Consider the following 14,587-nt stretch of genomic DNA (forward strand, 5'->3'; position numbering starts at 1 on the left):
ACGACGATGGCAGAGCCAGACGCAAGCGCAGATCAATCAAAGAAGAAATCCGCCACGCTGATGACGATCATCGGCATCGCCGTCCTGACCCTGCTCGGCGCCGGCGGCGGCTGGGCGGTCGGTACGATCGTCGCGCCCAACGTCAAGGGCGCCAAGGAGGCCGAGCAGGCCAAGGACGCCGAGGCCAAGAAAAAGGCCGAGGAGGGGCTGGCCCACATCTCGACCGAGGCCAACAACGTCGTCCAGCTCGAGCCGATCACCTCGAACCTCGCTTATCCCTCGGAAAACTGGGTCCGACTCGAGGTCGCGCTGCTGTTCAACGGGCCGCCGGATGTCAAGGTTTCCGAGGATATTCACCAGGATATCCTCGCTTATATCAGGACCGTTTCCCTTCAGCAGATCGAGGGGCCGCGGGGCTTTCAATATCTCAAGGATGACATACAGGAACGTGTTGACCTTCGCTCGCAAGGGCGGGTATCGAAGGTCATGTTCAGGACATTTGTCATCGAATGATTCGTCTTATAGTTTTCCTTGCCGCCATGATGGCGGTACCGGAACTGGCGGTGGCACAGCAGCTGCCGACTGACTTGTTGAACCTGCCGGTCGATGGCTCCGTCGCTGCCTGGATCATCCGCACATTCGGCCTGCTGACCATTCTTTCGGTCGCGCCGGGCATCCTGATCATGGTGACGAGCTTCCCGCGCTTCGTCATCGCCTTCTCGATCCTGCGTTCGGGCATGGGCCTCTCCTCGACGCCCTCCAACATGATCCTGCTGTCGCTGTCGCTGTTCATGACCTTCTACGTCATGTCGCCGACCTTCGATCAGGCTTGGCAGAACGGCGTGCAGCCGCTGCTTGCCAATCAGATCAACGAGACCGAGGCCGTCCAGCGCATCGCCGAACCTTTCCGCACCTTCATGGCGGCCAATACCCGCGACAAGGATCTGGCGCTTTTCGTCGATCTGGCGCGCGAACGCGGGCAGAATATCCAGACGACCGATCCGATCGACTATCGGGTGCTGATCCCGGCCTTCATGATTTCCGAGATCCGCCGCGGCTTCGAGATCGGCTTCCTCGTCGTGCTGCCGTTCCTCGTCATCGACCTCATCGTCGCCACCATCACTATGGCGATGGGCATGATGATGCTGCCGCCGACCTCGATCTCGCTGCCGTTCAAGATCCTCTTCTTCGTGCTGATCGACGGCTGGAACCTGCTTGTCGGCAGTCTGGTGCGCTCGTTCAACTGATCGGCCGCCGCTCCTATCTTCGCCTCCGTGTTCGCCAACGAGAAAACCCCGCCGGATCGCTCCGGCGGGGTTTTCTTGACGATTGAAAAGCTCACTCGGCGGCGAACGGCGCCGTGCGCGGCGGCAGCGCCGCGATGTCCACGTGCTCGGGTTCGAGACGCTGTTTGGCGCGCTCGGCCATGATTTCGTAGGCCTGCTCCAGATGATTGCAGAAGCGTTCGGCGTCGAACAGCGGCGCGATATAGCGCTTCTCTTTCAAGTGCGCCTTGTATTCGGCGATCCGTCGGGGATTCTGCGCCAGCTCCACGGCGAGATCCTCGTAGGCATGCAGGTCGCTTGCGACGAGGTCGGGCAGGTCGATGGCCCGTAGCAGGCTCTCGCTGACGCGTGAGGCGAAGTTGGTGCCCTTGACGGTCAGGACCGGCAAGCCGCCCCAGAGCTGCTCCGAGGTGGTCGTGTGGCCGTTGACCGGGAAGGTGTCGATGCCGAGGTCGGCCGCCTGCTGACGGTCGATATGTTGTTCGTAGGGCGCGCGCGGGCAGAAAATGATGCGCTTGGGCGAAATGCCCGCCGTCTGGAACTGCTTCAACAGGTTCGCCTGGTTGCGCGGCGTGTTCGCCATCAGCCAGAGCACGCTGTTCGGCGCCCGCTTGAGAATGCGGCACCAGCTGTCGATCGTCTCCGGCGTGATCTTGCGGTTGCCGTTGAACGAGGCGAAGATGAAGGCCTCTTCCGGCAGACCCAGCTGCTCGCGGGTGACGGGGCGCGGCTTCGGGCGGTGCATCGGGTCGTTCGGCTGATAGCTTTCCGGCAGCCGGCAGAATTTCTCATGGTAGAAGGGCTTGGCCACCTCGGGCAATACCGAATGGTCGCCGATAACATAGTCGAGATCGATATTGACCGTGCTGCCGGGGAAACCGAGCCAGCCGACATGGACCGGTGCCAGCGGCTGGTTGAACACCGTCGCGCGGCTGCCGGAGGTGTGGCCCTTCAGGTCGACCATGATGTCGATATTATGCTCGCGCACCACTGCCAGCACCGCCTGGTCGGAGAAGCCGTGAACGTCGACGATCCGGCCCCAGCGGCTGCGGTCGGTCACGTTGTGCTTCAGGTATTCCGGACCGGTATGGCAGAACAGCGTCACCTCGAACCGGTCCTTGTCGTGCAGTTCCAGGATGCGCTGCAACAGCTTCATGGTCGCATGGCGATCCCAGAAGTCCGACGACATGTAACCGATCCGGATCTTGTTCGACCATGTGTGCGGCTGGTTGCGGCGGACGGCTACCCGTTCCGGGTTGAGGGGGGTGGTGCCGATCGTCGCATGCCGGTTGAAATCCTCGTTGCCGCACCAGTGCAGATGATAGAACGGGTTGTCCTTGCGCAGGATCTCGATATCGCCCCTCGCCAGGGTCGCGTCGATCACTGCCTGATGTTTGCTGGCCTCTTCGAAATCGTTGAATTCGCGCGCGAAAACCAGATGCAGGAAGCGGAATGCGTGATTGCCGGGAAACCGCTTGAAGAGGTTGCGCGAGAGGCTCTGGTTGGTTGCGTCGTTCAGATCGTCGCTCAGCAGCAGGGCAGCCAGGCGCATATGATCGGGATTGGCACTCTGTGACAGCACCGTCTTGAACGGGCGAATGATATCCCGCTGCTGCCGCTTCAGATAGATCGCGGTTATGATGAAGGCGAGTTCCGCGTCGTCCTGCGCCTTGGCGAGGTTTCGCATGGCGATCAGCAGAGCATCATCCTCGTTGCCGATCTCATAATGCAGCTTGGCAGCCTGTTTCTGGTATTCGTAGGCATTCGGCCCTTCGCAGTTGCCGGCCAGGCCATAGGCTTTCGCGGCATCGGCCTTGAAGCCGAGCTGCAGGAGGTTCTTGGCCAGCAGCGCGTAGGTCTTGGCGTCCTGCTGGATATCCATGAGCTGGTTGAGCGTCGCCAAGGACTGTGTGTAGCGGCCCGCCTGGTAATCTCTGGATGCCGCAGAGAACGAAACTTTGCTGTTCAAAACCCAACTCCGTGAAGGAAATGTTCTGGCATGGCTGTCGATCGCCGAGACACGCACGAGCCGTCCAGCCTGAAAACGGGTGGATCGAATCCGATGATGCTATCCCAGCGCCTGCCACATTGTCATGTGAAGCTTGCTTGAAACCGGTGCGCCTCATGAAGACGCTTACTTTCATGAGAGAAAACGGTTTCTTTCCCCGTATGTTAGCATGCGAAGGAATAGATTCAGCCGGCATTAACTATGCGATGTAAGGAGCCGGAACGGCACCTCCATTTTTAAGAAGTTGGCAAGCATTGGCTGCGAGATTGCCCTGGACATGACGGGTTTGGGCCAAACAAAAAAGGCGCCGAGTAGCATGAAGCTGGTCCGTCATCGCCGGTACTTAGTCCGGTATGTCCTCCTTTTTGTATCTAGTTTCCAGGGGACAGATTTATGACAAGCATTAACACCAACACTTCCGCACAGGCCGCTCTCCAGACGCTGCGCAACGTCAACCAGGGTCTCCAGTCAACCCAGGCTCACGTTTCGTCCGGCTATCGTGTCGGCAAGGCATCTGACAACGCGGCATATTGGTCGATCGCAACGACCATGCGCTCGGACAACAAGGCACTTTCCGCCGTTTCCGACGCTCTTGGCATGGGTGCTGCCAAGGTCGACACCGCTTACACCGCCATGGACAGCGCCATCGACGTCGTCGGCGACATCAAGGCCAAGCTGGTTGCCGCCACTGAAAACGGCGTCGACAAGGCCAAGGTCCAGGAAGAAATCAGCCAGCTGCAGGAGCAACTGAAGAGCATCGCTCAGTCGGCTTCCTTCAACGGTGAAAACTGGGTTGCCGGCGCTGACGGCACCAAGAGCGTCGTTTCGTCCTTCGTCCGTGACGGCTCCAACGCCGTTTCGGTCACCACGACCGACTACGTTCTCGACGACGGCTCCGCAGGCAACGTTCTGTTCGGCATGAGCAACGGCTCGGTCGAAACCTCCACGGGTATCCTCGGTACTTCGAATGGTGCGACCGGTTCTGTCTACTCGATGGACATCACCAACTTCACCGCCGGCCAGATCCAGACGGCCTTGACCAACGTCGAAGCGGCTCTGAAGTCCATGACCAGCGCCGGTGCTGCTCTCGGCTCGCTCTCCAAGCGTATCGACAGCCAGGACGAATTCGTGTCAGCGCTCAGCGACTCGATCGACTCCGGTGTCGGCCGTCTCGTCGACGCCAACATGGAAGAAGAATCTTCCAAGCTCAGCGCCCTGCAGACCCAGCAGCAGCTGGCGATCCAGTCGCTGTCGATCGCGAATTCCTCTTCGCAGAATATCCTGTCGCTCTTCCGCTAAGAGCGGTCGGCAAAGGTTTTCTAGTTTCGCGGCCGGGTCATCCCCGGCCGCGAAATGTTTTAACATAAGGTTAATAAAAATCCTTCTAAGTCTCAGATATTTTTACGCTATTTCCATTTTGAATTCAGCTTTCCTTAACCATCTTGCTGTTTTCTAGGCCCATCGAAACGGCGAGTTAACCTTAACGAGAATGGTTAACAGGCATGATGCTGATCGCTGTGGGCCGGCCGAAAATCCGGAATGTCCCTTTTTAAAATCTGCCAACAAGGGGCAAACAAACTATGACGAGCATCAACACCAATAACGCTGCGATGGCAGCCCTCCAGACTCTCCGTGGCATCAACCAGGGTCTCCAGACAACCCAGGCTCACGTTTCCTCAGGCTATCGCGTCGGCCAGGCTTCCGACAACGCGGCATATTGGTCGATCGCAACGACCATGCGCTCGGACAACAAGGCACTTTCCGCCGTTTCCGACGCTCTCGGCCTCGGCGCCGCCAAGGTCGACACCGCTTACTCCGCCATGGACAGCGCCATCGATGTCGTCGGCGACATCAAGGCCAAGCTCGTTGCCGCGACTGAAAACGGCGTCGACAAGGCCAAGGTCCAGGAAGAAATCAGCCAGCTGCAGCAGCAGCTCCTGAGCGTCGCTCAGTCGGCTTCCTTCTCCGGTGAAAACTGGGTTGCCGGCGCTGACGGCACCAAGAACGTCGTTGCCTCCTTCGTCCGTGACGGCTCCAACGCCGTATCGGTCGTGATGACCGACTACGTTCTCGACGACGGCTCCGCAGGCAACGTTCTGTTCGGCATGAGCGGCGGCGCGGTCGAAACCTCCACGGGTATCCTCGGCACGTCGAATGGTGCGACCGGTTCTGTCTACTCGATGGACATCACCAACTTCACCCTCGGCCAGATCCAGTCGGCTCTGACCAACGTTGAAGCGGCTCTGAAGTCCATGACCAGCGCCGGCGCTGCCCTCGGCTCGATCTCCAAGCGCATCGAACTGCAGGAAAACTTCGTCTCGGCTCTCAGCGACTCGATCGACTCTGGTGTCGGCCGTCTCGTCGACGCCGACATGGAAGAAGAATCTTCCAAGCTCAGCGCTCTGCAGACCCAGCAGCAGCTGGCCGTCCAGTCGCTGTCGATTGCGAACTCCTCTTCGCAGACCATCCTCACGCTGTTCCGCGGCTAATAACCCTCGGAAATATCGGCCCGCCGGTCTCCGGCGGGCGCTTCGGAAACGAGCCGCGCTTCAATGGAGCGCGGCTTTTTTAATGTCTGTTAACGGTTGATTAACCATAATGCTGTTTTCTCAGGTCAACGAGACGGCGGGTTAACCAAATTTAAGAACCGGTTAACAGGCATGAGGCTGGTCCCCGTTCCCGGTAGCTTTCCGGAATGTCCCTTTTTATCAACTGCCGACAAGGGGCAATCATTTCATGACCAGCATTTTGACCAACGTTGCGGCGATGGCCGCTCTTCAGACACTCCGCGGAATCAATGACGGCCTCGAGGCTACGCAGAACCGCGTATCGTCGGGTTATCGCGTCGAAAAAGCGTCCGACAACGCCGCCTACTGGTCGATCGCAACGACCATGCGTTCGGACAACAAGGCGCTCTCCGCCGTCTCCGACGCTCTCGGCCTCGGCGCCGCCAAGGTCGACACCGCTTACTCCGCCATGGACAGCGCCATCGACGTCATCAGCGAAATCAAGGCGAAGATCGTCGCCGCGACCGAAAAGGGCGTCGACAAGACCAAAGTTCAGGAAGAAATCGGCCAGCTGCAGCAGCAGCTCCTGAGCATCGCCCAATCGGCCTCCTTCTCCGGTGAAAACTGGGTTGCCGGCGCCGACGGCACCAAGAGCGTGGTTTCCACCTTCGTGCGCGATGGCAACGGCAATGTCTCGGTCAAGACGACGGACTACATCCTGGACACGAGTTCCGCGGGCAACGTTCTCTTCGGCATGACCTCGACTGGCACGATCGACACGGCCGCCGGCATTATCGGCACCTCATACGGCACGATCGGCTCGATCTACTCGATGGACATCAGCACCTTCGGCTCGGTTGAGATCTCCATGGCCCTGACGTCGATCGAGGCGGGCCTGGAGGCGATGACCAAGGCTGCATCGCAGCTCGGCTCGATTTCCACGCGCATCGAACTGCAGGAAAATTTCGTCGGGGCGCTCAGCGACTCGATTGACTCGGGCGTCGGCCGCCTCGTCGATGCCGACATGGAGGAGGAATCGAGTAAGCTGACGGCGTTGCAGACGCAGCAACAGCTGGCGATCCAGTCGCTGTCGATCGCCAACTCCAGCGCGCAGAACATCCTCACGCTGTTCCGCAGCTAAACCAGGCACTGAAGCTGGACCGAATCTTGCGCCTTCGTCCGGCAGCAAGCAGAAAGCCTCCTGGACCGCGCCCGAAACGGCGCGGTTCTTTCTTTTATATCAATAGCTTGCCTGCCATCACGATCGGTGCGGCACGTTCAGCGCCGCGCTCTTGCCCAACTGGTTGATATCGAGTTAACCTCGCTTTCAGTTGATTTGCTTTTGCGACACGCCGGTAGAGACTCTGCCGGAGGCATGACGCCACTTCAGTCGCCGCCGGCATTCCGGCCTGCCCCTTGACCTTATTCCGAGACCCTGTCGATGACCGTTAAGATTACCAGCGCGGCCGCGGTGAATGCGCTTGCGGTGCTGCGCAGCATCAACAAAGAAGCCAGCCAGACCCAGCAGCAGGTGTCCTCGGGATACCGTATCGAGACGGCCGCCGACGATGCGTCCTACTGGTCGGTCGCGACCGTCATGCGCTCGGACAGCACCAATCTCGGGACGATCGGTGATGCGCTCGGTCTCGGGGCTGCCAAGGTGGACGCGACCTATACGGCGATGAATTCGGCGATCGATCTGATGGGCCAGATCCGCGCCAAGCTGGTCGCGGCAAGAGAGCCGGGCACAGACAAGGACAAGATCAACGCCGAGATCGGCGAATACAAGCAGCAGCTGCAGACGATCGTCGAATCGACCTCGTTTGCCGGTGAGAACTGGCTGCTGAACGGCAACACCACAGCGCCCCCGACATGGTCGGTCATCTCAAGCTTCGTGCGCGCCCCGACCGGCGAATATCAGGCCCGAACCATCGATTTCCCGTCGTCGCAGACCATCCTCATCGACAAGAACAATGCCAGCGGCGGCCTGTTGACCAAGGCGGTTGATGCCAATGCGATCAACAACAGCGGCGCGACGGCGCGCAACTACTACCTGCTGAACGCCAACTCGACCACGCCGGCGACGGGGACGGAAATTGCGATCAGCAATACCACGACCGATGCGCAACTTACCGACATGCTTGACGTGACTGACTCGCTGCTCGCCACGCTGACGACGACAGCCGCATCCATCGGCGTGATGAAGACGCGCATCGACGATCAGATAGACTATACGGCCGATCTCTCCGATTCGATCGACAAGAGCGTCGGTGCGCTCGTCGATACCGACATGGACGAGGCTTCGATCCGGCAGAAAGCGATCGAAACCCAGAAGCAGATGGCCGTCGAAGCAATTTCGATCCTCAATACGGCGTCGAGCAAGATTCTGATCCTGCTGGAATAAAGGTGGGCGCGATCGCGGATGGCGGCGCCATTCATCCTCGCGCAAGTTTGACTTCCTAGTTTCCGGCATGAAGGCATCGTCCGAATTCGTGCCGGCGCAAGGTGAGGCCCTTGCCCGTTTCGAAGCGGCATGCCGGCGCGCAAGGTCGTTTTGAGCGGGGGTGAACATGCTGCATGCCTCCCGAATACTGGATGGTTTTTTATGAGCATTACGCTTTCCCGGTATTTGAAGGATTTCGGTGAACCGGAACCATCAGCGCCGATCATCGAGATGGACGATTTCGGCGGCGACGGTTTTCCCGAAATGCCGAGCGAACCGGCAATCGACGTCGAGCAGGAGCGCCGGGATGCCTATGCACAAGGTCATGCCGCAGCGACAGCTGATCTGACCGAGAAATACGAAGCCGACGCGCAGACAGTGGCCGAGGTCCATGCGCGTGAGCTCGAGGAGCTGAAGCTTCGCTACGAAGTCGAGGCGGCGGCGGTCATTGCCTCCCGCATCCGCGATATCGCCGAAGAGGTCGCGCAGCTGGTCAGTGCCGGCGCCGCCGCGGCGATCGCGCCCGTTATGGCCGAAGCGCTCGCTGCCAGGGCCACCGGAAGCCTCGCCGTCCTGCTGCGCGACGCGATCCTCGAGGGTGCTGCCGGGCCGATCGTCGTCCGCGGGCCGACCCGGCTTTTCGAACGATTGACGGCCGAACTCGGCGAACATGCCGGGGCCGTTCGACACATTGAGACTGACGATATCGATCTTGCCGTCGAAATCGGCGAATCCGTCATCGTCACCCGCATGTCCGCCTGGGCAGCCAGCTTGAAGAAAGTTCTCGAATGAGCGAAGGCGAAAACCACCATCACGGCAAGAACGAGATCATCATCGTCAAAAGACATGGCGGCGGTGATCACGATGGCTCCCATGGCGGTGCGTGGAAAATTGCCTATGCCGACTTCATGACGGCGATGATGGCGTTCTTCCTGGTCATGTGGCTGGTCAATGCCGCCAACGAGGAGACCAAGGCCTCGGTCGCGACCTATTTCAATCCGATCAAGCTCTCCGACGAAAAGCCGACCGAAAAGGGTCTGAAGAAGCCCGTCGACAACGCCGAGGGCGAGGAGAAGCAGGAGAAGTCGAAACAGAAGGAAGAAAATCCGAACGACGGTAAGGCCTCGGCTGATGGTGACGACCAGACATCGACCTCAGGCGACCAGACCAATTATTCCGAGGCCGATTTCTTCGAAAATCCCTATTCGGTTCTAGCCGAAATTGCCCAGGAAGTCGGCCAGCAGGCCAATGTCAGCGCCAAGGGCGATGGCGGTGCGGCCGATTCCGGCCCGGCCACCGGTGCCGATGGCGGTGAGGCGTATCGTGATCCCTTCGATCCGGATTTCTGGACGAAGCAGGTCGAGGTGACGACAGCCGGCAAGTCCGCGCCTCCCGGCAAGAGCGACGAGCAAGCGGCCGAGAGTGGGACAACGGAGGTCGCCAAGGTAGAGGACATGAAGCCGATACCGCTGACCACCGATCAGAAGGCCGCTGCCCAGGAAACCAAGGAAGCCAAGGGCGCGGCCGAGGCCAAGGACGGCAAGGCGCCGGATGACAAGAAGTCCGGCGACAAGAAGGCTGGCGACAAGAACGCCGAAGCGCAGAAGGACGCCGTTCATCAGAAGGATGCGGACAAGAACGCATCCGAGACCGAGCAGCAGCAGAAGCAAGCCGAACAGCTGCAGGAGCAGATCGCCCAGCAGATCGGCGGCGTTGCCGGCAAGCTTGCCGAAGGCCTGACCGTGACGGCATCCGAAGGCGGATTGCTGGTCAGCATCTCCGACCAGAGCGACGATTCGATGTTCAATATCGGGTCCGCGGTTCCGCGCCAGGAGATGGTGCTCGCCATGGAAAAGATCGGCGCCATCCTGAAGGAGAGGGGTGGCGCGGTCGCCATCCGCGGCCACACGGACGGACGCCAGTATAAGGGCGCGCAGAACGAGAACTGGCGGCTTTCGATGGATCGCGCCCAGAGCGCCTACTACATGCTTGTGCGCGGCGGGCTCGACGAGAAGCGCATCTCCCAGGTCTCTGGCTTTGCCGACCGTCGGCTGAAGCTGCCGGACGACCCGTTCAACGCGACCAACCGCCGGATCGAGATTCTGGTGCAGGCGGATCGAGGATAACAGGATGGCGCGTCGGCAGCATCGCTATGTCGGATTTGTAGCCCTCGGCCTGGCGATGCTGTCGCCGGTCGCAGGCAAGGCGCAGGATCCGGACGATCTCGCGCCCTACAAGATGCTGCGGTCGCTGCAGTTCGTGCAGGATTCCGTCGTCTCCGGCGACCATTCGGCCGGTGAGATGCAGCGCTTCATGCTGGGCACGATCGACGAGCGGCTGCGCACCGTCGACACGTCGGTCTTCGATGACGACCGCAATGTCGATGCAGCGCTGATCTACGCGATGAGCGGCGGCAATCCGCAGACGCTGGAATATCTGATCGCCCACGACGTCAACGGCTATTTCGACAACCGGGTCACCGATGTGCTCAGAAAATATCTGAGCGGCAAGGGACTGCTCGTCGCCAAGACGCTGGAAGAGACGGCCAGGGAATACCGCGACAAGAAGATCGGTCCTTACCTTGCGTTGATCGGCGGCAATGTGCTGATCGCGACGAAGCCGACGGACGCACTGGATCTCTACGACCAGGCGCGCCTTGCAGCACCCGGCACGATCGTCGAGGAAGCGGCGTTGCGCCGCTCCGTCGCCATCTGCGTCGACAAGGGGATGCTCGACAGGGGCATGGCCTATTCGCAGCGCTATGTCAGGCGTTTCCTGCATTCGCCCTATGCCAGCCAGTTCGCCGATCTTTTCGTGACGCTCGTCGTCGGCCACGATCACACCGTCAAGCCGCAGGATGTCATCGACATCCTGTCTTTCATGGACGCGCCGCGCCAGCGTGAGGTCTATCTGCGCATCGCCCGCGCTGCCGCGATATCAGGCAAGACGGAGCTGGCGCATATGGCGGTCGAGCGTGTGCAGTCGCTTGGCGCCGGCACCGACAATGCCTTCGGTCCGCTGGCGGATTTCTATGGCGGCATGGCCGGCCTTACCACAGAGGATGTCGACCGGGCGGCGAAGAATGTCAGCGGCATCGCCGGCGACACGCTTTCGCCGCGGGATCAGGCGCTGCAGGAGGCGGCGCGATCGGTCGCCGAGCAGATCCTGCGCGCTCCCGACCCGGCAAGCCTGACGCAAGCCTCGAACCCTAACACTTCTCACCAAGAAATCACTTCTGAAAAGGCTGCGGCTATAGCTCCGCAACCGGGAGCGCCAGGCGCGCTTCCCGAGCCTGTTCCGGGAGGTGTGGCATCGACTGGCCAGAGCCAGGGTACCGACCCCTCATTCAACGCATTTGTGACGACCAATCGGTCCAAGCTCGACGAGATCGACGGTCTTCTGGCGCAGGAAGGCAACGAACAATGATGGATATGAGCGTCTTGGGCGGCGCCGCCGGTGCGGAGTCCGCCGCGGCTGCCAAATCTGCGCGACCGATGGGCAAGGACGATGCTGGCGGCCAAAAGAACGGCTTCTCCGATGCGCTTGCCAAGGCAAGCGGCGGGGATGCCAATGACGAGGCCAACGATGCGCAGCAGGGCGCGGTTGCCGATGCCGGCGCCGGGAACATGGCGCGGACGATCCGCGGCCGCACCAAGCCGTTGATCGATCTCAGCGACGCCGCACTGAAGGCGCAGGCTGAAGCGCAGCCGGAAGCCATCGCCACTACGGAAAAAGCTGCGGCAAAACCCGCAAAAACTGCGGTCAAAATGCCGGCGGATCTCGCCTCGGGCAAGCTCGACCCGAAAGACCGCTCGGCCGAGGAGGTCGTTCAGGCAGTCAAAGGCGGCAAGCATGCCAAAGCCGACGCGTTGGAAACCGATAAGGACAGCGACGATGACGACGGCGGCATTTCCGATGTCCTCGGCCTGCTGAAGCAGGATCCTGCCGACGGCGCGATCGCCTTATCAGCGGCGGCAGGCGCCCATCCGTCCGCCAAAGCCGATGATGTGAAGCCGGCCGACAAGAAGATCGAGGGTATCGAAGCCAAGGCCGGCGGCCATGCGTCCGACGCCCTGGCGGCCGTCAGCGGCAACGTCGAGAGCGGCAAGGCGGATGACGTCAAGATTCCCGGATCGGAGAATGCCGAAGCCACTGAGGGCAGGACGTTCAGGCTCAGCCGCGCCGATGGCCGCGGCGTTTCGATGGATGTTCATCTCGGCACCGATCAGGCCGGGCCCAAGGACAGCGCGAAGAAGGCCGATGTCGAAAACATCTCGGTTCTCGAATCACGCCGCTATATCGGCCTGGCGCAGAATTCGAATTCCGCCGCCGTCACCGCCGCTCTTTCGGGCGATTCCGAATGGGCGCGCGCCATGGAACCGAGCTCGGCGCTCTCCAACGCGGCGGAATGGACGAGCACCGGCAAGGTGGTCAATACGCTGAAGATCCAGATGAACCCGCTCGATCTCGGCATGGTGACGGCGACCATGCGCCTGTCCGGCGACGCCCTGAATGTCGACCTCAAGGTCGAAACCGGCGCGGCCTATCGTCAGATGAAGGAAGATCACGGCAAGATTCTCGAAGCTTTGCGCAGCCAGGGCTACGCCGTCGACAACGTCACCATCAGCATGGCGCCGGTCGAGCGCAGCGACGCCGGCAATCAGGCGGGCAGCCAAGGCCAGACCTCCCAGCAGCAGTCGCTGCCCCAGCAGGGGCAGGGCGGCGAGGCGCGTGAGCGCCACAATCAGACGGCACAGCGGGCGGATGGAGGCTTCAATGGTGCAGGCGAGACCGGTATTGAAGACGTTTCTGCTGGCCGCAACGGCGGCACTGGCGGCGTTTACCTCTGAGGCGAAAGCCTCCACCGGTGCCTGCGAACGCGAAATCCAGTCGGCCGCTGCCAAATACGGCATCCCGGAAGGCATCCTCTATTCGGTCGGTCTGACGGAGACCGGCCGCAAGGGCTCGCTCTATCCCTATGCCATGAACGTCGAAGGCAAGGCGATCTTTCCGCCCTCCGAGCAGGACGCCATGAGGCAGTTCGATGTCGCCCGCAGCAGCGGCGCCAAGCTCATCGACATCGGCTGCATGCAGATCAACCACTACTATCACGGCGAAAATTTCGGCTCGGCCGAGGATATGTTCGATCCGCATCGCAACGTCGAATATGCGGCAAAATTCCTCCGCAATCTGCATGACCGTCACGATACATGGACGATGGCGGTAGCCAGATACCATGCCGGTCCCAACAATGACCCCGCGCAGAAGCAATATGTCTGCCGCGTCATCGCCAATCTGGTCGCTACCGGCTATGGCAAGTGGACTCCCAATGCGAGTAACTTTTGCCGAAATTGATTCAACCAAAAATGGAAGTGGCCTATTGTGACGAAACTGTGTCACAATATGGCAGGAATCCGGCACGAATCCCATGCGCAAGTCATAATTGAGGGACTGTTAACTTTTCCACGAAATTTTGGTGTGCATAAACAGCCAGGCCCACTAGATATAGATCAAATCGCTACCCGGATCTTAATCAATTATTAGTTTCTGCCATTAACTTTAACGAGTTGTCGCCGATTCGTGCGATTCGTACCCATAGATCATCGAAGTGCCACACTGATTCGGAGGCGGACGAATGATCGTCGTGGTTGATGAGCGTGAGCTCGTAAAAGATGGATACACATCTCTGTTTGGCCGTGAGGGCATTCCCTCTACCGGCTTTGATCCGACGGAATTCGGTGAGTGGGTGCAGACCGCTGCCGATTCCGATATAGCGGCTGTTGAAGCCTTCCTGATCGGTCAGGGCCAGCGCAGCCTCGAACTCCCCCGGGCGATCCGGGACCGGTCGATGGCGCCGGTGATTGCGGTCAGCGACCAGCCATCGCTCGAAAACACCCTTGCGCTGTTTGATTGCGGCGTCGACGACGTTGTGCGCAAACCGGTCCATCCGCGCGAAATTCTCGCAAGGGCGGCTGCGATCCGGCGCCGGCTGAAGGCGATTGCCAACTACACCGAGATCGGCGGCATTCGCGTTTTCTCGGATGGTCGCGACCCCGAGATCAACGGCGAAGTCTTCGCGCTTCCCCGGCGCGAGCGCCGCATCCTCGAATATCTGATCGCCAATCGCGGTCGCCGGGTCACCAAAACCCAGATCTTCAACGCCATCTACGGCATCTTCGATGAAGAGGTCGAGGAGAACGTCGTCGAAAGCCATATCTCGAAGCTGCGCAAGAAGCTGCGCAAGAAGCTCGGCGTCGACCCGGTCGATTCCAAGCGCTTCCTTGGTTACTGCATCGATTGGGCCTGATTTTCCGGCCGGGCGGCGGCGCCCGGCTGAACCTCG

General features: G+C 60.4%; 13 protein-coding genes. 12 read left to right on the top strand and 1 reads right to left on the bottom strand.

Annotated features, from left to right (window positions below):
- Positions 1-6 precede the first annotated feature (6 nt).
- Both BBJ66_RS04085 and fliP read left to right on the top strand, forming a co-directional pair.
- Complete coding sequence (locus BBJ66_RS04085; protein WP_049733084.1) at positions 7-513, top strand: flagellar basal body-associated FliL family protein; 507 nt, start codon at positions 7-9, stop codon at positions 511-513.
- Entirely contained in the window at positions 510-1,247 is a 738-nt protein-coding gene (gene fliP / locus BBJ66_RS04090; RefSeq protein WP_049733083.1) for a flagellar type III secretion system pore protein FliP, read from the top strand. The genes BBJ66_RS04085 and fliP overlap by 4 nt, the downstream gene beginning before the upstream one ends.
- Positions 1,248-1,338: 91 nt before the next feature.
- Here fliP and BBJ66_RS04095 read toward each other — a convergent pair whose 3' ends face one another.
- Positions 1,339-3,312 carry an O-linked N-acetylglucosamine transferase, SPINDLY family protein gene (locus BBJ66_RS04095; protein ID WP_071085196.1) on the bottom strand — a complete coding sequence of 658 codons (1,974 nt, stop codon included), beginning with the start codon at positions 3,310-3,312 and terminating at the stop codon, positions 1,339-1,341.
- A gap of 375 nt (positions 3,313-3,687) precedes the next feature.
- Here BBJ66_RS04095 and BBJ66_RS04100 point away from each other — a divergent pair, with 375 nt between their 5' ends.
- From BBJ66_RS04100 to rem, 10 genes are all read left to right on the top strand, one after another.
- Positions 3,688-4,593: a flagellin N-terminal helical domain-containing protein gene (locus BBJ66_RS04100; protein ID WP_049733081.1), complete on the top strand. Its 906-nt coding sequence runs from the start codon at positions 3,688-3,690 to the stop codon at positions 4,591-4,593.
- A 281-nt stretch (positions 4,594-4,874) separates the two neighbouring features.
- Positions 4,875-5,783 (top strand): flagellin N-terminal helical domain-containing protein, encoded by a 909-nt coding sequence (locus BBJ66_RS04105; RefSeq protein WP_049733080.1) that lies wholly within the window; start codon positions 4,875-4,877, stop codon positions 5,781-5,783.
- Between the two features lie 247 nt (positions 5,784-6,030).
- Positions 6,031-6,942: a flagellin N-terminal helical domain-containing protein gene (locus tag BBJ66_RS04110; protein WP_049733079.1), complete on the top strand. Its 912-nt coding sequence runs from the start codon at positions 6,031-6,033 to the stop codon at positions 6,940-6,942.
- Between the two features lie 300 nt (positions 6,943-7,242).
- On the top strand, positions 7,243-8,205 hold the full coding sequence (locus tag BBJ66_RS04115) for a flagellin N-terminal helical domain-containing protein (protein WP_049733078.1): 963 nt from the start codon (positions 7,243-7,245) through the stop codon (positions 8,203-8,205).
- Between the two features lie 201 nt (positions 8,206-8,406).
- The gene (locus tag BBJ66_RS04120; RefSeq protein WP_071085198.1) at positions 8,407-9,036 is read left to right on the top strand and encodes a hypothetical protein; all 630 of its coding nucleotides are present in this window, start codon (positions 8,407-8,409) and stop codon (positions 9,034-9,036) included.
- On the top strand, positions 9,033-10,370 hold the full coding sequence (locus BBJ66_RS04125; protein WP_049733076.1) for a MotB family protein: 1,338 nt from the start codon (positions 9,033-9,035) through the stop codon (positions 10,368-10,370). Before BBJ66_RS04120 ends, BBJ66_RS04125 begins: the two co-directional genes overlap by 4 nt.
- A gap of 4 nt (positions 10,371-10,374) precedes the next feature.
- Complete coding sequence (gene motC / locus BBJ66_RS04130) at positions 10,375-11,670, top strand: chemotaxis protein MotC (RefSeq protein WP_071085200.1); 1,296 nt, start codon at positions 10,375-10,377, stop codon at positions 11,668-11,670.
- Entirely contained in the window at positions 11,667-13,094 is a 1,428-nt protein-coding gene (fliK, locus tag BBJ66_RS04135; protein ID WP_071085202.1) for a flagellar hook-length control protein FliK, read from the top strand. The genes motC and fliK overlap by 4 nt, the downstream gene beginning before the upstream one ends.
- Complete coding sequence (locus BBJ66_RS04140) at positions 13,042-13,599, top strand: lytic transglycosylase domain-containing protein (protein ID WP_071085204.1); 558 nt, start codon at positions 13,042-13,044, stop codon at positions 13,597-13,599. The genes fliK and BBJ66_RS04140 overlap by 53 nt, the downstream gene beginning before the upstream one ends.
- A gap of 280 nt (positions 13,600-13,879) precedes the next feature.
- Positions 13,880-14,551 (top strand): transcriptional activator Rem, encoded by a 672-nt coding sequence (rem, locus tag BBJ66_RS04145; protein ID WP_049733072.1) that lies wholly within the window; start codon positions 13,880-13,882, stop codon positions 14,549-14,551.
- The last annotated feature ends 36 nt before the right edge of the window (positions 14,552-14,587 follow it).

Source organism: Rhizobium sp. RSm-3 (assembly GCF_001854685.1).
Classification (GTDB): Bacteria; Pseudomonadota; Alphaproteobacteria; order Rhizobiales; family Rhizobiaceae; genus Rhizobium; species Rhizobium ecuadorense.

Coding starts and splice junctions, on each gene's coding strand:
- BBJ66_RS04110 (WP_049733079.1), top strand. CDS start 6,031: ATGACCAGCATTTTGACCAACGTTGCGGCGATGGCCGCTCTTCAGACA.
- rem (WP_049733072.1), top strand. CDS start 13,880: ATGATCGTCGTGGTTGATGAGCGTGAGCTCGTAAAAGATGGATACACA.
- BBJ66_RS04115 (WP_049733078.1), top strand. CDS start 7,243: ATGACCGTTAAGATTACCAGCGCGGCCGCGGTGAATGCGCTTGCGGTG.
- BBJ66_RS04085 (WP_049733084.1), top strand. CDS start 7: ATGGCAGAGCCAGACGCAAGCGCAGATCAATCAAAGAAGAAATCCGCC.
- BBJ66_RS04120 (WP_071085198.1), top strand. CDS start 8,407: ATGAGCATTACGCTTTCCCGGTATTTGAAGGATTTCGGTGAACCGGAA.
- fliK (WP_071085202.1), top strand. CDS start 11,667: ATGATGGATATGAGCGTCTTGGGCGGCGCCGCCGGTGCGGAGTCCGCC.
- motC (WP_071085200.1), top strand. CDS start 10,375: ATGGCGCGTCGGCAGCATCGCTATGTCGGATTTGTAGCCCTCGGCCTG.
- BBJ66_RS04125 (WP_049733076.1), top strand. CDS start 9,033: ATGAGCGAAGGCGAAAACCACCATCACGGCAAGAACGAGATCATCATC.
- fliP (WP_049733083.1), top strand. CDS start 510: ATGATTCGTCTTATAGTTTTCCTTGCCGCCATGATGGCGGTACCGGAA.
- BBJ66_RS04105 (WP_049733080.1), top strand. CDS start 4,875: ATGACGAGCATCAACACCAATAACGCTGCGATGGCAGCCCTCCAGACT.
- BBJ66_RS04100 (WP_049733081.1), top strand. CDS start 3,688: ATGACAAGCATTAACACCAACACTTCCGCACAGGCCGCTCTCCAGACG.